Annotated in this window: 10 protein-coding genes and 3 pseudogenes; 5 read left to right on the top strand and 8 right to left on the bottom strand. The window is 59.9% G+C overall.

The annotated features are described in order from the left end of the window. Window positions 1-77: 77 nt before the first annotated feature. The 6 genes and pseudogenes from trxC to IC37_RS31105 form a co-directional block, all read right to left on the bottom strand. Entirely contained in the window at window positions 78-512 is a 435-nt protein-coding gene (trxC, locus tag IC37_RS27835; protein WP_030129872.1) for a thioredoxin TrxC, read from the bottom strand. Between the two features lie 458 nt (window positions 513-970). Further along, entirely contained in the window at window positions 971-2,434 is a 1,464-nt protein-coding gene (selO, locus tag IC37_RS27825) for a protein adenylyltransferase SelO (protein WP_030129873.1), read from the bottom strand. A 48-nt stretch (window positions 2,435-2,482) separates the two neighbouring features. Beyond that, complete coding sequence (mscK, locus tag IC37_RS27820; RefSeq protein WP_030129874.1) at window positions 2,483-5,833, bottom strand: mechanosensitive channel MscK; 3,351 nt, start codon at window positions 5,831-5,833, stop codon at window positions 2,483-2,485. A 34-nt stretch (window positions 5,834-5,867) separates the two neighbouring features. Beyond that, complete coding sequence (locus IC37_RS27815) at window positions 5,868-7,610, bottom strand: potassium/proton antiporter (RefSeq protein WP_030129875.1); 1,743 nt, start codon at window positions 7,608-7,610, stop codon at window positions 5,868-5,870. Between the two features lie 275 nt (window positions 7,611-7,885). Then, window positions 7,886-8,485 (bottom strand): annotated as a pseudogene (locus IC37_RS31110) (methyl-accepting chemotaxis protein); the annotation flags it as partial. A 303-nt stretch (window positions 8,486-8,788) separates the two neighbouring features. Then, window positions 8,789-9,445: pseudogene (locus IC37_RS31105) on the bottom strand (MCP four helix bundle domain-containing protein); the annotation flags it as partial. Window positions 9,446-9,785: 340 nt separating this feature from the next. On the opposite strand from IC37_RS31105, the gene IC37_RS27805 reads away from it, so the two are divergent. From IC37_RS27805 to IC37_RS31095, 4 genes and pseudogenes are all read left to right on the top strand, one after another. Beyond that, on the top strand, window positions 9,786-10,016 hold the full coding sequence (locus IC37_RS27805; protein WP_007903194.1) for a hypothetical protein: 231 nt from the start codon (window positions 9,786-9,788) through the stop codon (window positions 10,014-10,016). Next, entirely contained in the window at window positions 10,013-10,315 is a 303-nt protein-coding gene (locus tag IC37_RS27800) for a cell division protein ZapA (RefSeq protein WP_007936757.1), read from the top strand. Before IC37_RS27805 ends, IC37_RS27800 begins: the two co-directional genes overlap by 4 nt. Window positions 10,316-10,370: 55 nt before the next feature. Then, window positions 10,371-11,498: pseudogene (locus IC37_RS31100) on the top strand (cache domain-containing protein); the annotation flags it as partial. 21 nt (window positions 11,499-11,519) lie between these two features. After that, the gene (locus IC37_RS31095; protein ID WP_371916353.1) at window positions 11,520-12,365 is read left to right on the top strand and encodes a methyl-accepting chemotaxis protein; all 846 of its coding nucleotides are present in this window, start codon (window positions 11,520-11,522) and stop codon (window positions 12,363-12,365) included. A gap of 122 nt (window positions 12,366-12,487) precedes the next feature. Here the strand turns inward: IC37_RS31095 and IC37_RS27790 are convergent, their stop codons facing one another. Beyond that, window positions 12,488-14,290: an acyl-CoA dehydrogenase gene (locus tag IC37_RS27790; protein ID WP_030129878.1), complete on the bottom strand. Its 1,803-nt coding sequence runs from the start codon at window positions 14,288-14,290 to the stop codon at window positions 12,488-12,490. Between the two features lie 248 nt (window positions 14,291-14,538). Continuing rightward, window positions 14,539-18,492, bottom strand: coding sequence for a trifunctional transcriptional regulator/proline dehydrogenase/L-glutamate gamma-semialdehyde dehydrogenase (putA, locus tag IC37_RS27785; RefSeq protein ID WP_030129879.1), 3,954 nt, complete (start codon window positions 18,490-18,492; stop codon window positions 14,539-14,541). A 461-nt stretch (window positions 18,493-18,953) separates the two neighbouring features. Here putA and putP point away from each other — a divergent pair, with 461 nt between their 5' ends. Further along, window positions 18,954-20,438, top strand: a complete 1,485-nt coding sequence (putP, locus tag IC37_RS27780; protein WP_030129880.1) for a sodium/proline symporter PutP — start codon at window positions 18,954-18,956, stop codon at window positions 20,436-20,438. Window positions 20,439-20,588 lie beyond the last annotated feature (150 nt).

The raw sequence follows: 20,588 nt of genomic DNA, 5'->3' as shown, positions 1-20,588 counted from the left end.
GCCCCCTGCGAAAGCTTAGTGGGCGATCGCAGGGGGCGGCGGGGGTAGCCATTTCATTATTTGGCCTCGTGTAGTTTTCAAATCCCCTGACTGCGCAACCAGCTCATCAACTGCGGTAACGGAAAGGCCCCGCTCTGGCGAGCCACTTCCCGCCCGTTCTTGAACAGAATCAGGCTCGGAATCGAGCGAATCCCCAACTGCGCCGACAATTGCTGATTCGCCTCACTGTCCAGTTTGGCCAGCCGACACTTGCCCGCCAATTGCCCCGCCGCCTGCTCGAACACCGGCGCAAACGACTTGCACGGCCCGCACCAGTCCGCCCACACATCCACCAGCAACGGCAGGTCGCCCTTGATCTGACTGGCGTAATCGCCTTGCTTCAATTCGAACGGCTTGTTCAGCAGAACCTCGGCCTTGCAGCGGCCGCATTTGGGATGGTCGTTGAGCCGCTCGGCGGGGATGCGGTTGAGGCCGTTACAGTGGGGGCAGGGAATAAGGAGTGGGTCAGTCATGATCGGGTTCCGGATGAGTAGGCAATCTATGGCACTGATCTGGAGTCGGAAATGATGTTTATCAAGGCAGAAGTTTGTAGGCAATAACCTTCCTTGTTTAGAGATACACCCTACGAGTGCTGGTGTCCCCGACTGATTGGCTGAGAGCGGTTCAACTCTTAGTCTTGAACCCTATTTCACGCAGCAAGACCGAAGCACCACTAATAGGGAGCAATAATGAGCGATATCGTTAAGCAAGCCGTCGAACACTGACCATCTGTAGCCTGGCTATTAAAACGACCTGAATCGGAAGCTGAATACAACCTGCTGGCTGAGTCGCGGTATGAGTTGCTAGCAATGATGGGCGGTGATGAATTACATCCGTTGGAAAACCTGGAGGAGATCATAGGCGACCATATCGAAGCCTATGACCATGAGCGCCGGCCAATACCAGTCTGAATGTTCAGTGTTGTTCAGTCTCACGACGAACAACTGATCTCCAGATGCTTGCCCCACTCCGGCGGCCGTTCGGCATAGCTCTCCATTCCAGGCTGTTCCTCGAACGGATTGCTCAATACCGCGTGCAAACGACGAACTTCTGCATAGTCGCCACTTTCCGCTGCATCGATGGCTTTCTGCGCCAGATAGTTGCGCAGGATGTACAGCGGATTGACCGCATGCATTCGTTTGCGGCGCTGTTGCTGGTCAACCACGCCTTCACGGGCAACCCGGGCAACGTAGAGCGCACCCCACGCATCGAAGCCCTTGATGTCGACGAAGTCATCGCGCAAACGGGCGACGGCCAGTTCGGGGGACTCATCCCCCAGGCGGCGGAAGAACAGGCTGTAATCGACGCCGCTGTTCTGCATCAGTTGCAGCAGGTGCTCCAGCAGTTTCTGATCGTCATCTTCGGCAGTGGTGAGACCGAGGCGGCGGCGCATCAGGTCCAGGTAGTGGGCCTGGAATAGCGGCAGATACAGGCCGAGGGTTTCGCGCAGGGCGTCGACGCTGATGAACGGCGTCAGGGCCTGGGCGAGGGCGCTGAGGTTCCACTGGCCGATCGGCACCTGGTTGCTGAAGGAGTAGCGGCCCTGGTCATCGGAGTGGTTGCAGATGAAGTGGGCGTCGAAGTCGTCAAGGAAGGCGAACGGGCCGAAGTCGAAGGTGATGCCCAGGATCGACATGTTGTCGGTGTTCATCACTCCGTGGCAGAACCCATAGGCCTGCCATTTGGCGATCAGCTCGGCGTTGCGCTCGACGATTTCGCGGAACATCGCCAGATATGGTTCCGGCTGCTCCAGGCAGTGCGGGAAGTGCATGGCCAGCACGTGCTCGCCGAGTTCTTTCTGCTGCTCGGGGCGCTTGGTGTAATAGAAGAATTCGAAATGCCCGAAGCGCACATGACTCGGCGACAGGCGCAAGACCATGGCCGCACGTTCCTGTTTCTCGCGCCAGACCGGCGTATCGGAGCCGATCACGCACAGCGCGCGAGTGGTGGGAATGTTCAGGGCATGCAGGGCTTCGGAAGCGAGAAACTCGCGGATCGACGAACGCAGCACCGCCCGTCCATCGCCCATGCGTGAGTAAGGCGTCTGACCGGCGCCCTTGAGGTGCAGGTCCCAATGCTCACCAGCTTCGTTATAGACCTCGCCCAGTAACAGGCCGCGACCGTCGCCCAACTGTGGGTTGTAAGAACCGAACTGATGCCCGGAATAGACCATCGCCCGCGGCTCGGCCTCGGCCCAGAGCCTGTGACCGCCGAACAGCTCGGCGAACACCGGCGTCTCGGCCACGGTCGGGTCCAGGTCCAGCAACGCCATTGCAGCAGGGCTGGCGACCACCAGTCGCGGAGCGGCGATGGGTTCGGGCAGCACATGGGTTGAGAACGCGTCGCCCAGGCGGGCGAAGCGATTGTTGAAGGTCAGTTCGTCGAGGGCTTTCAACGGCCATCTCCAGCAGAATGTCCGAGCATTCTGCTAGGGATAGAGCGCTTAGTCGAGTTCGACCGGCGGAGGCTCTCGGCGCGATTTGCCATCGGGCAGCGGCACGATGGTTTTGGTTTCCGGTTCGACCGGCACCATCTTGTACTCCTGGCCGTGAAGGTTCTTGAGGTAGACCTCCATTTGCCGGAACGAGATGTTGATCTTCTGCTTCTTGAACTCGCGATTGATAAAGCGGTTGACCTCATCAAGTACCGGGTTGCGGTCGCCAAGATCGCGTACATGCATGCGCAACTCGTGGTCGAGGGTGCTTTCGCCGAAGTTCAGGAAGTACACGTGAGGTTCCGGGTCCTTCAGTACGCGCGGGTTGTCCCGGGCGGCCTTGAGCAGCAGCTCTTTCACCAGATCCAGGTCCGAGCCGTAGTCGACACCGAGCTTGAGGGTTACCCGGGTGATGGTGTCGGTCAGGGACCAGTTGATCAGTTGCCCGGTGATGAACGTCTTGTTCGGGACGATGATGTCCTTGCGGTCGAAGTCGGTGATGGTCGTGGCGCGGATGCGGATCTTGCTCACCGTGCCCGACAGGTTGCCGATGGTGATGGTGTCGCCGATCCGCACCGGGCGTTCGAACAGGATCATGATGCCGGAGATGAAGTTGGCGAAGATCTCCTGCATCCCGAAACCGAGACCGACCGACAGCGCCGCCACCAGCCATTGCAACTTGTCCCAGCTCACACCGAGTGTGGACAAGGTCGAGACGAAACCGATGCCGGCGATCACATAGGACAACAGCGTGGTCGTGGCGTAGGAACTGCCCTGGGCCAGGTTCAGCTTCGACAGCACGAACACTTCCAGCAAACCGGGCAAGTTGCGCGCCAGTGCAAAGGTGATACCGATGATGATCAACGCGCCGAGCATGTCGCCGATGCTGATCGGCACCATGCTCATGTTGGCACCGGTGCCGCTGGTGTATTCGTAGAGGGTGATGTTGTCCAGGTACGAGAACACTGAAATCAGGTCCGACCAGACCCAGTACAGCGCGGCGATGAAGCCGCCGAGCAGGGCCAGACGGATCAGTCGCAGGGACTGCTCGTTGACCTTCTCGATGTCCAGGGTCGGCTCTTCGATCACCGCTTCGCCGTCGCCAGCCTCTTTCGCGGCCTGACGCTTGGCCAGTGCGCGTTGATAGGCCAGGCGCCGTGCCGCAACGCTGAGGCCGCGCACGAAGGTCGCTTCGATCACCAGCCAGAACATCAGCAGGTAAAGCGTGTTGATCAGCCGGTCGCTGAGTTTCAGCGCGGTGTAGTAGTAGCCAAAGCACACGGCGACGAACAATGCGATTGGCAGGGCGGTAAACAGGATTCCCAAGGCCTTGCGGAACAGCGATGCGTTCTGGTGGGTCGGGCTGCTGACCAGCAGGCGGCTGAGCAACCAGGCCATCAAGGCATAGCAGGTCAACACCACCGGCATGCCGAGCACGTCATCGGCCAGTATCGCTGGTTGCAACTCGGCGACCGCCACCACCGCCACCAGGGCCATCACTACCAAGCCGAGTCGGCGAATCCAGCCTTGAAGGAATTCGACCTGAGGTTTTTCCCAGCGGAAATGCAATTCGGCGACGCCGCCCGGCGCGAGGATGCGGTAGGCGGTATAGAACACCAGCCAGGCCTGGGCCATCTGCAGCAGCGCCGCGCCCATATTGGCGTTCTGCCCGCGGGCGTCGATTTGCAAAGCCAGGCCGCACAAGGCCAAACCCAAGGCGACGGGCATCGCCAGCAGGATGTTGATCAGAATCGCTTGCGGAGTGTGCCACTGGCTGTCGCGCTTGAAATGGCCGATGTCCAGGTGAACTTTGTTCAGGCGGGCATAGAGATTTTTGCGGCGCCACAGCAGTGCCCCGATCAGAAAGGCCAGCGGCAGGAACAACAGCGGCCGCTGCGTCAGGCCATCGGTCAGTTCGCTCAGGCTCGAGGCCCACGGCAGGGTGGTGACCTGGCGTTGCAGGCGTTCCGGCACGCCGTGCATCCACTCAAGATCCAGCGGCTTGTTGCTGGGAATCCAGAACATTTGCTCGTCCAGCGTAGCCCTCAGGCTTTGCGCGGTGCTGAGCAGTTGTTTCTGGTTGAGTTGCAGCGTGATGGATTCGTTGAGCACCGCGCTCAGTTCGCGATTCAAACGCTCCAGAAGGTCTGCGCGGGTGGTGGCCAGTTCCAGCAGGCTCTTGCGCAGTTGCGGGGTGACTTGCTCAGGCGGTTGAGTTGCCAGCAGGTTATCGACATAGGTTGTCGGGTTGCTCAGCAGTTCCCGTTGCTGGCTGACTTCGAACTGATACAGGCGAATGTCGGCGATCTGGTCGGCCAGATCGCGGTCGAGCTTGAGGCGCGGCAGGGTCTGTTTCTGTTTGTAGAGAATCTTGGAGAGCAGCAGGCTGCCCTTGAGCACGTTGATCTGTTCGTCCAGCGCCGAATCGCTCTGGGTCACGCTGTCCAGTTGCTGTTTGGTCTGCAGGTTCTGTTGGGTGACTTCGTTGAGGCGGTCGGTGCTTTTAAGCAGGTAGTCGGAGAGTTTCAGGTTGGCCGCGCTTTCGGTAGCCAGCAGGCTGCTGCCGCCAGCCTTCTGCGCTTCGATGGACTGCTGGGTCACTGTTTCTTGCGATTGGGCCAGGCGTTTCTGGTTGATCAGGGTTTGCAGCTCCTGGATTTCTCGTTCCAGGCGATCGGATTTTTCCGACAGCAGATCATGCTGGCTATTACCCAAATCCTGCAGCTGACTGTTACCGGCCAGTTCCTGTCGACGCAACGGGATCAAGGCGTTCAGTGCCGCGAGTTCAGCGTTGAGCTGATCGCGTTGCTCAGGGGTCAAGGTCTTGCCGCTGTCCTTGCCGAGCTTGAGGATGTTGTTGATCTGCTGGATGCGCGTCTGGCTGGCGGAAATTTCGGCCTGGGCACGCTCGGGGCGGGTCTGGGCAGTAATCACCAGACTGTTGGCCTCGGCCAGTGCCTTTTGCAGATCGCTTTGTTGCGTCGAGCGTTCGGTCAACAACTGCTCAAGCTGCTGAATGGTCTCTTTGGTATAGCGTTGTGCCACCGGCACTACATTGCTGGCCTTGAGGCGAGTCAGTTCACGCTGGTTCTCGATGTTCTGCTTTGGCGCGCTAGCTAGCTGCTGCTTGAGATCAACCAGCTTTTGCTCGTAATCACGCTTGTTGGTGAGTTGCGTCAACGTGCCTTGCAAAACGCTCTGCAGCGCTTTCTGATCGGCTTCAGGCAGTTTGCGGTCGGCGATCTTGTCCAGGCTCGCCTGCACGGCTGCGCTGGAGGGCGGTTCGGCGGCTTGCAGTGTGTTGATCGAAAGACTCAAGCCCAGCAGGGCCATGATGAAAAAAGTGCGCAGGGTTGACATAAAGACCGATCGAAAACTAGACGAAGAGTGGAGTTTAGAGGAACAAGCCGGGACCCGGGCGACTTCCTTCGGGGAATCTGACGCCTACCTTACCAATCTTGTTCCCTTCCATGACAGCAACGGTCCAAAGGGTGTTGTTCCATTCCACCTGGTCACCCACTACGGGTGCACCGCCCACTTTCTGGGCAATGAAGTGGCCCAGGGACATGTTCGGATCGATGCCTTCGACTTTCAACCCGTACAGGGCAGCAACCGCGCCCAGCTGGGCGTCTCCTTCGAGTACGAAGTCGCCGAAGAAGCGCAAATCCAGCCCCCGTTGCGGAGCCTGACTGAAGAGTTTTCCGAGGGCCGGAAGGTTGTGTTCATGGCCAATTACGCAGAGCAAATCATCGACTTCGAGCACCGTACTACCCGACGGATGGAGCAGTTGTTGACCACGAAACAGGGCCGCGATACGGGTGCCTTCGGGCATTTTCAGCTCGCGAAGAGGGGATCCAATGCACCATTTCTCGGCGCCGAGGCGATACACGAACAACTCCCACTCACTGGTGACATGCACTTCCAGCGCCGATCGGGAGATGGGCAAGGGCTCCGGCGGGACGGTCACTTTCAAAAGCTTGGCAACCCACGGCAGGCTTGTGCCTTGCACCAGCAGCGACACCAGGACGATAAAGAACGCCAGATTGAAGTAGAGCTGAGCATTGGGTAGCCCCGCCATCAGCGGGAACACCGCCAGAATGATCGGTACTGCGCCGCGCAGGCCAACCCAGGAAATGAATGCCTTTTCCCGCCCATGGAACGCCTTGAACGGCAACAGGCCGACCAGCACCGACAGCGGACGGGCAAACAGAATCATCCACAGCGCCAGGCCCAACGCCGGCAAAGCAATCGGCAGCAGGTCATGGGGCGTAACCAACAGCCCCAGCACCAGGAACATGCCGATCTGGGCCAGCCAGGCCATGCCGTCGAGCATGTGCAAAATACCGTGGCGACTGCGCACCGGGCGGTTGCCGATCACCAGGCCGCACAGATACACCGCCAAAAAGCCGCTGCCGTGCAGGGCGTTGGTCAAGGCAAACACCACCAGACCGCCAGCAATCACCAGAATCGGATAAAGGCCGGTGGCCAGGTTGATACGGTTGACCAGTTGCAGCAGTAGCCAACCCCCACCGAGACCGATCACACCGCCGATGCCGAACTCGCGCACCAAATGCACCAGCAGATTCCAGTGCAGGCCGGTCTCGCCGCTGGCGAGCATGTCGATCAGGGTCACGGTGAGGAACACCGCCATCGGATCGTTGCTGCCGGATTCGATCTCCAGGCTCGCGCTTACCCGTTCGTTCAGGCCCTTGCCGCCCAGCAGCGAGAACACGGCCGCGGCGTCAGTGGAGCCGACAATGGCGCCGATCAGCAGGCCTTGAATCATGTTGAGGTCGAACAACCACGCCGCCGCCATCCCGGTCAGCCCGGTGGTGATCAACACCCCGACCGTGGCCAGCGACAGCGCCGGCCATAACGCCACGCGAAAACTCGCCACCCGGGTGCGCAAGCCGCCGTCGAGCAGGATGACTGCCAGGGCGAGGTTGCCGACCAGATAAGCGGTAGGGTAGTTATCGAACATAATGCCGGCACCGTCGACGCCGGCCGCCATGCCCACCGCGAGGATGATCACGAGAATCGGGATACCGAGACGCGAGGAAAGTGAGCTCACAAGAATGCTCGCACCTACCAGCAACGCGCCGATCAAGAACAGGCTGTTGATGGTCGTCGCATTCAAAGGCAGTACTCCAGAAAGCTAAAGGCGGGCACAAACTGACCATGCAGTCTGCGTGCCAGCGATTCTAACCTGTTGAAATGTGATGCTGTCAAAAAGCTTTTAACGATGTATACCCGCTCGAACTGGACCACTGTGGCGAGGGAGCTTGCTCCCGCTGGGTCGCGTAGCGACCCCAAACCGACGCTGCGTTGCATCAGGTTCAATGCGTGGGGCCGATGCGACTGCTGCGTAGCCGAGCGGGAGCAAGCTCCCTCGCCACAGAGGTGGTGTAGCTGTTACAGGCTAAACCGCCCAACCATGTTGTTCAGGTCCAGCGCCAAACGTGACAGCTCGTTGCTGGCCGCGCTCGTCTGATTGGCACCCGTGGCCGATTGCACCGACAGGTCACGAATATTCACCAGATTGCGGTCCACTTCACGGGCCACTTGCGCCTGTTCTTCCGCCGCGCTGGCGATCACCAGGTTGCGCTCGTTGATTTCGACGATGGCGCTGTTGATGGTGTCCAGCGACAGGCCGGCACCGCGAGCGATATTCAAGGTCGACTCGGCGCGTTCGGTGCTGTTGCGCATCGAATTCACGGCGTGTTCGGTGCCGCTCTGGATGCTGCCGATCATGCGTTCGATTTCGCTGGTCGACTGCTGGGTGCGATGGGCCAGGGCACGCACTTCGTCGGCAACGACTGCGAAACCACGACCGGCTTCACCGGCACGGGCGGCTTCGATGGCTGCGTTCAGCGCCAGCAGGTTGGTCTGATCAGCCAGGCCGCGAATCACGTCCAGCACTTTGCCGATGTCTCGCGACTCGTTGGCCAGATCACCGATCAGGGTGGCGGTGCTCTGTACGTCGGTGCTCATGCGCTCGATGGCACTGACGGTTTCCTGCACCAGGTCACGACCGTCACCCGCCGAAGTGGTGGCGTTCTTCGAGGCTTCGGAGGTGCTCACGGCATTGCGGGCGACTTCTTCCACTGCGCTGGTCATTTCGTTGACCGCGGTGGCGGCTTGTTCGATTTCGTTGTTCTGCTGGGTCAGGCCACGGGCGCTTTCGTCGGTGACGCTGTTGAGTTCTTCCGCGGCGGACGCCAGTTGCGTCGCCGAACCGGAAATCCGTTGCAGGGTGTCGCGCAGTTTGTCCTGCATCTTCGCCATGGCGGCCAACAGGCGACCGGCTTCGTCTTCACCGTCGACGGTGATCGGGCGCGTGAGGTTGCCTTCGGCGATTTCTTCGGCGGCGCTCAGGGCGTTGGCGATAGGTTTGGTGATGCTATTAGTCAGCAGCCAAGCGAACAGCAGAGTCAGGCCGGTGGCGATGACCAGCAGGGTCACCGTCAGGTTGAAGGCCGAGGAGTATTGGTCGGCGGCTTGCTGGTTGGTGTCGATGGTTTGCTGAGTGTTGATCTCCAGCAAACGGTTGAGCACGGTGTTGATTGCTTCGGAGTTAGTCAGCAAATCGGTATTGAGCAGCGTGCGCAGTTCTTCGACCTGATTGTTGCGCGACAGGCTCTTCATCCGGTCTTCGATCTGGCGATACTGCCCCAGCAACTGCACATACTGATCATAGGCCGCACGTTCCTGCGGGCTGGCGATCAGTTTTTCGTAGACGGCTTGAGCCGCTCGGATCTGTTGGTTACGGGTTTCCAGCAGGTCCATGGTTTTCTGCTGGACGTCCGGTTCGCGGTTCACCAACAGACGGTAAGACAGGACGCGCAGACGCAGGGTTAGCTGAGTGAACTCGTCGAGGCTTTTAATGCTCGGTACGCTGTTCGAGGTGATTTCCTCGGCGGCGCCGCGAATCTTGCTCATCTGGTTCAGTGCGAACACCCCCAGAACCAGCATCAAGCTGCCAATCAAGGCAAAACCGAGGAACGCCCGCGGTGCGATATTCATATTTCGTAAGGACATGGTGTTCACCGAAAAAGCACATCTGTGCGAGGCTGAGACTGTTGCATGCATGACTTATCGGTCATACGACTAAAGTCTTGAGGCGCTGCGCGCTTTTATCGCAGAAGGGCCGCGGCGACGAAGTGCAGGAACCAGATCCGCCAATCACAGTCTTTAAAACTCGCGAGGAAGGTCGCCCACCAGGAAAATCAAGGCCTTGCGCCTGCATAACCCTGGCATCTGTGGTGACTTTTCTTTATCGTACGCGCCCTTTGAAAATGCCCGGAAAATCAAAATGTTGGAAGCATCCCTAAGCCAATTGGAACAACTGGTCAGCGACCTGGTGCAGCAGAACCAGACCCTGCTCGGCACCAATCAATCCCTGAGTGCAGAACTGGCCCAGGTCAAGGATGAAAACGAAAGCCTGCAACTGAGCCTGATGGAGCAGGAAGAGAAACAAGGCGCCACCGCCGCCCGTATCCAGGCCTTGGTTGAGCGCGTCAGCGCCGGCCCTGTTAGCGCATGAGTTACGGCGCCGCGGGGGTAAAAGTTGTCTCGATTCTGGGTGAGGACTATTCGATCAAGGCGCCGGCCGGGGAAGAGCAGACCTTGCTGGACGCCGCATTAATGTTGAAGGCCGCTCTGGCCGAGACTAAAAAGAAATACCCGGCGCTGATCGGTGACCGCTTGCTGGTGCTGGCGGCGATGAATCTGTGCTCGCAGCAGATCGAAATGCAAAAGCGTCACCAGCAGGAACTCGACCGTTACCAAGAGCAAGTCAGCGCCACGGTTGAAGTGATCGCCAAGACGATCAATCAGGCCTGATCAGCTTTGCGCACAACCAAGGAATAAATTGTCGTTTGTGTTGTATACAATCGGCATGGCTGTTGCAGTGTTTCAGCCTCTTATTCTTTGGGGGTGCTCCATGCAGTTCTGGCGACGCAGTATTCAATGGCAGTTGATCCTGAGCATGGGCACCGCCCTGCTGGTCAGTATTCTGATCGTGGTTGGCGTTTATACCCTCGTGGTCAACCGCCTCGCCCAGCGCTATCTGGTCGAGCAGGCGCTGCCGTCGAGCATCGAGGCGATGCGCAACGACATCGAACGAATCCTCGTTCAACCCCTCACCGCCGCCAAGGACATCGCCAGTAACAGCATGGTGCGCGACTGGTTGGCCGGGGGCGAAAACAATGCCCAGACCGACACATTCGTGAAGTATCTGGAAGGCATCCGCGCCGAGCACAAAGCCTTTACCGCTGTGATCATAGGTGCGGCTTCAAGCCATTACTTCACGGAAAAAGGCCTGGACCGGACGCTCAGCCGCTCCAATCCCGGCGACGCCTGGTTTTATTCCTTTCTCGACAGCAATCAGCCGCGCACCCTCAATATCGACAATGACACCGCCACCGGCGAATTGGCCCTGTTCATTGACTTCACGGTCGAGCAAGCCGGCAAAGTCGTGGGTGTCGCCGGGCTGGGCCTGAGCATGAAAGAGCTGTCGGAGTTGATCCAGAATTTCAACTTCGGTGAGCGCGGCAAGGTCTATCTCGTGCGTTCTGACGGTTTGATCCAGATTCACCCCGAGACGCAGTTCAGCGGCAAACGCACGCTGGCGGAGCAGATTGGCGAGCCGGCGGCGCAAGCGGTCATGGGGCAGCCCTCTACCTCCACCACGTCCGCCACTAGCAGTTTTGTCCGCGATGGCGAGGATTTTCTGGCATTGAGCCTGCCGCTGCGTGATCTGGGCTGGACCCTGGTGGCCGAAGTGCCGCAGTCGCAAATCTATGCCGAAGCCCGTCGCGCGATGTGGATGAGCAGCGGCATCGGTCTGGCGGTGGCGCTGGTTTGCCTGTTGCTGGTGGTGTTGCTGACCCGTGGATTGGTGCGACCGATTCGTCAGGTAACAGCGGCGCTGGTAGCCATCGGTAGCGGTGGTGGAGATTTGACCCACAGGTTAGATTCCAGCCGCGCCGATGAACTGGGTGACCTCGCTCGCGGTTTCAATCGGTTCCTGGAAAGTCAGCGCGACATGATCGGTGAAGTCCTGGCCACCAGTGAGCGTTTGCGCACGGCGGTCGGCCAAGTGGCACGGGTGGTGGACAACACGGCCGAACGCTCAGGCCGTCAGCAGGAAATGACCGACATGGTCGCCACCGCCGTCCACGAGATGGGCCTGACCGTGCAAGAAATCGCGCAGAACGCAGGCAGCGCGGCGGTCGCTTCGCAAACCGCGCGGGATGAATCGCTGCAAGCGCGGGAAGTGGTGGGCGGGTCGATTCGGCATATCGAAAGCATGTCCGATGAGATTGGCATCGCCGCCGGAGCGGTGGGCGAGTTGGCCCATCAGGTGGCGTCCATCGATCAGGTGTTGGCGGTGATTCGCGGGATTTCCGAGCAGACCAATTTGCTGGCGCTCAACGCGGCCATCGAAGCGGCGCGGGCCGGGGACATGGGGCGCGGGTTTGCCGTGGTGGCCGATGAAGTGCGGACTCTGGCGCGGCGGACTCAGTCGTCCACCGACGAGATCCAGCAGATGATCGGCAGCCTCAAGCAGGGCGCAGAGAATGCGGTGTCTTCCATGCACGCCGGGCAAGCGGCGACCGGCACCGGCGTTCAGTCGAGTCAGCGCACCGGGGCGTCGTTGACGGCGATCACCGGGCAGGTCGAACGCATCAGCGACATGAACCATCAGGTGGCGACGGCGACGGAAGAGCAGTCGGCGGTGACCGAAGAGATCAACCGGAATGTGCAGGGGATTTCTGATTTGGCTCGAGCGACGGCGGGGGAAGTGAGGGCTTGTCGGGAAGACTGTCAGATGTTGCAGCGGTTGGCGGATGATTTGGCGCGGCAGATGGGTGGGTTTCGGTTGAGCTGACAACCGATCGTTCCCACGCTCCGCGTGGGAATGCAGCCCGGGACGCTCCGCGTCCCATTGGAACGCGGAGCGTCCCCTGAGGCATTCCCACGCGGAGCGTGGGAACGATCGATGTCAGCGGGTCAGAACCACTCATCCCGCATCGTCATACACGTATCATCCCGAGCCTCAAGAATCGCCAGCTCATGGTGGCAACCCGGCACTTCCCACGTCAGGAAATACCGCGCCGCCTGCAGCTTGCCTTTATAGAAGCTCAAGTCCGCCGAGTTCCCTTTGGCCAACCCTTCCTCTGCGCGAATCGTCTGTTCCAGCCAGCGCCAGCCAATCACCGTGTGCCCGAACACTTTGAGGTACAGCGCCGAGTTCGCCAGGCTGCTATTGACCTTGCCTTGAGCCAGATCGGTCAGCAGGCCGATGGTCACGGTTTGCAGGCGTGCCACCAGTTTTTCCAGCGGTTCACGCAGCGGCGTCAGCGATTCATACGCTTGCGCTCGCTCGGCGGTGTCGGCAATCAGACGGATCAATTGCTTGAGCCCCGCGCCCCCGTTCTGCGCCAGTTTGCGCCCCAGCAAGTCCAGCGACTGAATGCCGTGAGTCCCTTCATGGATCGGGTTCAAGCGGTTGTCGCGGTAGTACTGCTCCACCGGGTACTCACGGGTGTAACCGTGGCCGCCGAGAATCTGGATCGCCAGTTCGTTGGCCTTCAAGCAAAACTCCGACGGCCAGGATTTGACGATCGGTGTCAGCAAATCCAGCAGCTCATGAGCCTGTTTGCGCTCGGCTTCGCTCTCAAGGGTCGTGGTGTCGTCGAACAGTCGCGCCGCGTACAACCCGAGATCGAACGCGCCTTCTACATAAGCCTTCTGGGTCAGCAGCATACGTTTGACGTCGGCATGCTGAATGATCGCCACCGGTGCGGTGCTCGGATCCTTGCTATCCGGCACCCGCCCTTGCGGACGCTCGCGGGCGTATTCCAGCGAATACAGGTAACCGGCATAACCCAGCATCACCGCACCCATGCCGACGCCAATCCGCGCCTCGTTCATCATCTGGAACATATAGCTCAAACCATGGTGCGGCTTGCCCACCAGATAACCGACACACTCGCCGTTGTCGCCGAAGTTCAGCGCGGTGGACGTAGTGCCGCGCCAGCCCATCTTGTGGAACAACCCGGCCAGCAACACGTCGTTGCGTTGACCGAGGCTGCCATCATCGTTGACCAGAAACTTGGGCACGATAAACAGCGAAATGCCCTTCACCCCGGCCGGTGCATCCGGCAGTTTGGCCAGCACCATGTGCACGATGTTTTCCGACAGCGGGTGATCGCCGCCGGAGATGAAAATCTTGTTGCCCTTCAGGCGATACGTCCCGTCGGACGCAGGCTCGGCGCGGGTACGAATATCGGACAGCGACGAGCCGGCATGTGGCTCGGTGAGGGCCATGGTGCCAAAGAAGCGGCCGTCGATCATCGGTTGCAGGAAGCGCTGCTTCTGCTCATCGGTGCCGAAGCTTTCAATCAGGTTCGCCGCGCCCATGGTCAGGAACGGGTAGGAGGTCGACGCCGCGTTGGCTGACTGAAAGTGTGCAAAGCACGCTTGCGACAGCAGCGTAGGAAGTTGCATGCCGCCGGCATCGAAACTGCGCGCGGCATTGAGGAAACCGGCTTCAAGGAAGGCATCCACCGCCGGTTTCACTTCCGGAATCAGAATCGCCTGACCATCCTCATAGCGCGGTTCGTTCTCGTCGCCCTTGCGGTTGTGCGGGGCGAAGAACTTCTCGGCGATGCTGCGGGCGGTGCCGATGGCCGCATCGAAGGTCTCGCGATTGTGTTCGGCGAACCGCTCACGCTGGGTCAGGCCCTCGGCATCAAGGACTTCATACAGCTCGAAAGCCAGATTACGGGAACTGAGCAGCGTCTCGGACATGGCGGCCTACCTTTGTTTGGAATGGACCGAGTCTAGGCGTGGGGAGGGCGGGCTGAACAGGATGATTGATGAGCGTGATGGTGGGGTGCGGGCAACGCTAATCAAATGTGGGAGCGGGCTTGCTCGCGAAGNGCGGTTGATCATTCAACATTAATGTTGACTGACACACCGCCTTCGCGAGCAAGCCCGCTCCCACAGGGGATATTGCATGCCGGGCGCCTATTGCGGGCGTCCGGCGGTATAGCGGTTTAGCCGATAGTCATCAAACTGGCGTTACCACCCGCCGCAGCGGTGTTAACGCTCAATGCACGCTCGATCACCAGACGTTCCAACGCAATGTTGGTCTCGCCCTGCGACAAACCATGAACCCCAACAATCGCGCCAGCACGCTTGGCCACTTGCTGGCAGACCGCACGCAACTGGTCGGAATGGCCATGATGCAGAACCGCATCAATCACCACTTCGTCCTTGGTCCAGTCGGCCACCCGCTTGATCCGCGCCTGGATTTCTTTCGGCAGACGTGCGAACAGTGCCTTGCCCGGTTCAGCGTCCGGCCACACCGCCGAGCCGCCCACGGCCAATACCGCAGCCAGTTGGCTCAGCAAATCGCCTTCGACGTCCGCCAGGCACAGCACGTGTTCGCGCGGCAGGATGGCGTAGCTGTTGCGCTCGCCGGTCGGGCCAGCCAGTACACGGGTGATCCCGCTTTGCGATTGCGCCGCGAACTGTACGCACAGAGTGCTCAAGTCAGCGAACTTGTTGCTGTCGGCCCAGGCTTTCAGCGCAGTCAGCGGTTTGCTCATGGCATCGCGCAGACGGACGTCCGGTGCAGCGATAGCGTCGCCGCGAGCGAAGGATTGTTCGATCGCATCGGTAGGACGTGTCGACAGCAAGCGGTACAGGTACAGCGGACCACCGGCTTTCGGGCCAGTACCCGACAGGCCTTCACCGCCGAACGGTTGCACGCCGACCACAGCGCCGACGATGTTGCGGTTCACATAAACGTTACCCGCGTTGACGTTGTCGATCACCTTGGCGATGGTCTCGTCGATGCGAGTGTGCACGCCCAGGGTCAGACCATAGCCGGAAGCGTTGATCTGGCCGATCAGTTGATCGATCTCTTTGCGCTTGTAGCGAACCACGTGCAGTACCGGGCCGAAGATCTCCCGTTGCAGCTCGTCGAAGCTTTCCAGTTCGATCAGGGTCGGCATCACGAAGGTGCCGCGTTTGACTTCTTCGCTGTTGGCGATTGCCACCTGATACACATTGCGACCTTTGTCGCGCATGGCCTGGATGTGCTTCTCGATGCCAGCCTTGGCTTCGGCGTCGATCACCGGGCCAATGTCCACGGACAGGCGCTCCGGATTACCGAGACGGCATTCCGCCATGGCACCCTTGAGCATTTCGATGACACGGTCGGCGGAATCTTCTTGCAGGCACAGTACCCGTAGCGCCGAGCAACGTTGACCGGCACTGTCGAAAGCCGACGACACTACGTCAATGACCACTTGTTCGGTCAGCGCCGAGGAGTCGACGATCATCGCGTTCTGGCCGCCGGTTTCGGCGATCAGTGGAATCGGACGACCCTGAGCATCCAGGCGACCGGCGATGTTGCGTTGCAGCAAGCGAGCGACTTCGGTGGAACCGGTGAACATCACGCCTTTGACCCGATCGTCGCCGACCAGACCGGCGCCGACGGTTTCGCCACGGCCGGGCAACAGTTGCAGCACGCCTTCCGGAATCCCGGCTTCGATCAGCAAACGCACGGCTTGAGCGGCCACCAGAGGGGTTTGTTCGGCTGGTTTGGCCAGTACCGGGTTACCGGCGGCCAGGGCAGCAGCAACCTGACCACTGAAGATGGCCAGCGGGAAGTTCCACGGGCTGATGCAGACCACCGGGCCCAATGGGCGGTGGGCATCGTTGGTGAAATCGTTGCGCGCCTGCACCGCGTAATAACGCAGGAAGTCCACGGCTTCACGCACTTCGGCGATGGCGTTGGCGAAGGTCTTGCCGGCTTCGCGAGCCAACAGGCCCATCAATGGCTGGATCTCGCCTTCCATCAAATCGGCGGCACGTTCCAGAATCGCGGCGCGTTCGGCCGGCGGGGTCGCCTGCCAGATCGGTGCAGCTTTCAGGGCGCACTGGATCGCGTTGTCGACGTCTTCGACGGTGGCTTCCTGCACATGGCCAACCACGTCACGCAGATCGGACGGGTTCAGGACCGGTGCCGGGGTTTCAGTGCTGGACGCACAGCCGAGCATCGGCGCCGCTTTCCAGTGGTTGTGAGCGGTGGCCAGCAGGGCGCACGACAGGGAAGCCAAACGATGTTCGTTGGCCATGTCGATGCCGCTGGAGTTGGCGCGCTCGGCACCATAAAGATCACGTGGCAGCGGGATACGCGGGTGCGGCAGGCCGAAGCCGCCTTCCAGCGTCGCCATCTGCTCGATGCTGGCCACTGGATCGGCCACCAGCTCCTGAATCGAAATGGACTGGTCGGCGATACGGTTGACGAACGAGGTGTTCGCGCCATTTTCCAGCAGACGACGTACCAGGTACGCCAGCAGTGTTTCGTGCGTGCCAACCGGTGCGTACACGCGGCACGGACGGTTCAGCTTGCCTTCGGAGACTTTGCCTACAACCTGTTCGTACAGCGGTTCGCCCATGCCGTGCAGGCACTGGAACTCGTACTGACCGGGGTAATAGTTCTGACCGGCGATGTGGTAGATGGCCGACAAGGTGTGGGCGTTGTGCGTGGCGAACTGCGGATAAATGACTTCCGGTACCGACAGCAACTTGCGGGCACACGCGATGTAGGAAACGTCGGTGTACACCTTGCGGGTGTAGACCGGATAGCCTTCCAGGCCTTCGACCTGGGCGCGCTTGATTTCGCTGTCCCAGTACGCGCCTTTCACCAAGCGGATCATCAGGCGATGACGGCTGCGGCGAGCCAGGTCAATCACGTAGTCGATCACGTACGGGCAACGCTTCTGGTACGCCTGGATCACGAAACCGATGCCGTTCCAGCCGGTCAGTTGCGGCTCGAAGCACAGACGCTCCAGCAGATCCAGCGACAGCTCGAGGCGATCGGCTTCTTCGGCGTCGATGTTCAGGCCGATGTCATATTGCTTGGCCAACAGAGTCAGCGACAGCAGGCGCGGGTACAGCTCTTCCATCACGCGCTCGTACTGGGCGCGGCTGTAACGCGGGTGCAAGGCGGACAGCTTGATCGAAATGCCCGGGCCTTCATAAATCCCACGACCGTGGGACGCTTTGCCGATCGAGTGGATGGCTTGTTCGTACGAGGCCAGGTACTTCTGGGCGTCATGTTCGGTGAGTGCGGCTTCACCCAGCATGTCGTAGGAATAGCGGAAGCCCTTGGCTTCGAACTTGCTGGCGTTGGCCAGGGCTTCGGCGATGGTTTCGCCGGTGACGAACTGCTCGCCCATCAGGCGCATGGCCATGTCGACGCCCTTGCGGATCATCGGCTCACCGCTCTTGCCGATGATGCGGCTCAGGGACGAAGTCAGGCCGGCTTCGTTGTGGGTGGCGACCAGTTTGCCGGTCAGCAGCAAGCCCCACGTGGCGGCGTTGACGAACAGCGACGGGCTGTTGCCCAAGTGCGGCTGCCAGTTGCCGGTGCTGATCTTGTCGCGGATCAGCGCGTCACGGGTGCCTTTGTCCGGAATACGCAGCAGCGCTTCGGCCAGGCACATCAGTGCCACGCCTTCCTGGGACGACAGGGAAAATTCCTGCAACAGGCCCTGAACAATCCCGGCACGGCCGCCGGCGCTTTTCTGATTGCGCAGTTTCTCGGCAATCGAGGCGGCGAGCTTGTTGGTGGCTTCGGCCATCGGGGCCGGCAGGCGTGCCTGCTCGATCAGCATCGGCACCACTTCAGGTTCCGGGCGACGGTAGGCGGCAGTGATAGAAGCGCGCAGCACCGATTGCGGCAGGATGCTTTCAGCAAACTCCAGGAAGCACTGATGCGCGTGATCGACGTGGATCTCGCCCGCTTCGTCAACTTCCTTGCCGTTCAAACCGTTCAGCTCGGACAGGGTTGCACCACCCTCGAGTTTTTCCAGGTAATTGAAAATTGCCTGCTTGATCAGCCAGTGCGGCGTGCGATCAATCGAGGTCGCGGCGGCCTTGAGGCGTTCGCGGGTCGGGTCGTCAAGTTTGACCCCAAGAGTGGTGGTAGCCATATTTTTATCCTCATGTTTGCCACGACCGCGTGGCATCAGCTGGCGGCAAGATTAGCTGTGCGTCGGTCGAGGTGCAACCGGGTGCAACCCTTTTTTTGTCGGAATAATAAGCAGCTCGTCAGGAAATTAATTCTGGTACATCCCTCCCGCGGCTGCTTGGTGCTTTTGCTTCTAGCGCAACCCGGAAAACGCCCTAAAAAGGAGCAAAAACCGACCCTTTTCAGGAAAATCCGACTAGGTGCAACTTATTCGCACGAAACTGGTTGCACCTTATTTGCTTTGTTGAATAGCATTCGCGGCCAAGGTGCAACCGGTCAAAAAGATCGGTGTGCCGGCTGATGGCTTTCCTGGGGAAACATCAGTCATAAATGCGCGGGATCCGGAATCGTCTGTCAAACGTCGTCGTTTGCGAGCGGTTCACTAGCCGCCGCTACATAAAAACAATGCCAGGGCGTAACTCAATGAGCGTAAGCAATCCAACCCTGATCACGTTCGTGATCTACATCGCAGCAATGGTGCTGATCGGCTTCATGGCCTATCGCTCCACCAACAACCTTTCTGACTACATTCTGGGCGGTCGTAGCCTGGGCAGCGTCGTGACTGCTCTCTCCGCCGGTGCTTCCGATATGAGCGGCTGGTTGTTGATGGGCCTGCCGGGCGCTATCTACATGTCCGGTCTTTCCGAAAGCTGGATCGCCATCGGCCTGATCATCGGTGCTTACCTGAACTGGCTGTTCGTCGCCGGCCGTCTGCGCGTGCAGACTGAGCACAACGGCGATGCACTGACCCTGCCGGACTACTTCTCCAGCCGTTTTGAAGACAAAAGCGGCCTGCTGCGGATCATCTCCGCGGTCGTGATCCTGGTGTTCTTCACCATTTACTGCGCTTCCGGCATCGTGGCCGGCGCCCGTCTGTTCGAAAGCACCTTCGGCATGTCCTACGAGACGGCGCTGTGGGCCGGTGCTGCGGCGACAATTGCCTACACCTTCGTCGGTGGTTTCCTGGCAGTGAGCTGGACTGACACCGTACAAGCCACGCTGATGATCTTCGCCCTGTTGCTGACGCCGATCATCGTGCTGCTGGCCACCGGTGGCGTCGACACCACGTTCCTGGCCATCGAAGCGCAAGACGCCAGCAACTTCGACATGCTGAAAAACACCACCTTCATCGGCATCATCTCGCTGATGGGCTGGGGCCTGGGCTACTTCGGCCAGCCGCACATCCTCGCGCGTTTCATGGCGGCGGATTCGGTCAAGTCGATTGCCAAGGCACGTCGCATTTCCATGGCCTGGATGATCCTGTGCCTGGGTGGCACCGTCGCTGTAGGTTTCTTCGGTATCGCTTACTTCTCGGCGCACCCTGAACTGGCCGGTCCTGTGACCGAAAACCACGAACGTGTGTTCATCGAACTGGCGAAAATCCTGTTCAACCCATGGGTTGCCGGTGTGTTGCTGTCGGCCATTCTGGCGGCGGTAATGAGTACCCTGAGCTGCCAACTGCTGGTGTGCTCGAGCGCCCTGACCGAAGACTTCTATAAAACCTTCCTGCGTAAAACCGCTTCCCAAATGGAGCTGGTCTGGGTCGGCCGTGCCATGGTGCTGCTGGTTGCCCTGATCGCCATCGCTCTGGCGGCTAACCCGGAAAACCGTGTTCTGGGTCTGGTCAGCTACGCCTGGGCTGGTTTCGGTGCCGCGTTCGGTCCTGTCGTCCTGATCTCCGTGATCTGGAAAGACATGACCCGCAACGGCGCACTGGCCGGCATCCTGGTCGGGGCGATCACCGTGATCGTCTGGAAACACTTCGAACTGCTGGGCCTGTACGAAATCATCCCTGGTTTCATCTTCGCCAGCCTGGCGATCTATTTCGTCAGCAAAATGGGCGCACCGACCGCCGGCATGCTTCAGCGCTTTGCCGCGGCCGAGAAGGATTTCCGTCTGAACCAGTGATGGGGATGAGCTGATGCTCTGATCTTTCGCCGAATATGAAAACGGCCCGCTTCCTTTTGGAGGCGGGCCGTTTTTTTTGCGGTTTTCTTTTGGCGCAAGGCGTGAAACCTCGAAATTCCACTGTGGGAGCGGGCTTGATCTGGTCCAGTA

The sequence above is a fragment of the Pseudomonas sp. QTF5 genome (genome assembly GCF_000512695.2).
In the GTDB taxonomy this organism is placed as follows: Bacteria; Pseudomonadota; Gammaproteobacteria; order Pseudomonadales; family Pseudomonadaceae; genus Aquipseudomonas.
This window is presented reverse-complemented; position numbering and strand designations above follow the sequence as displayed.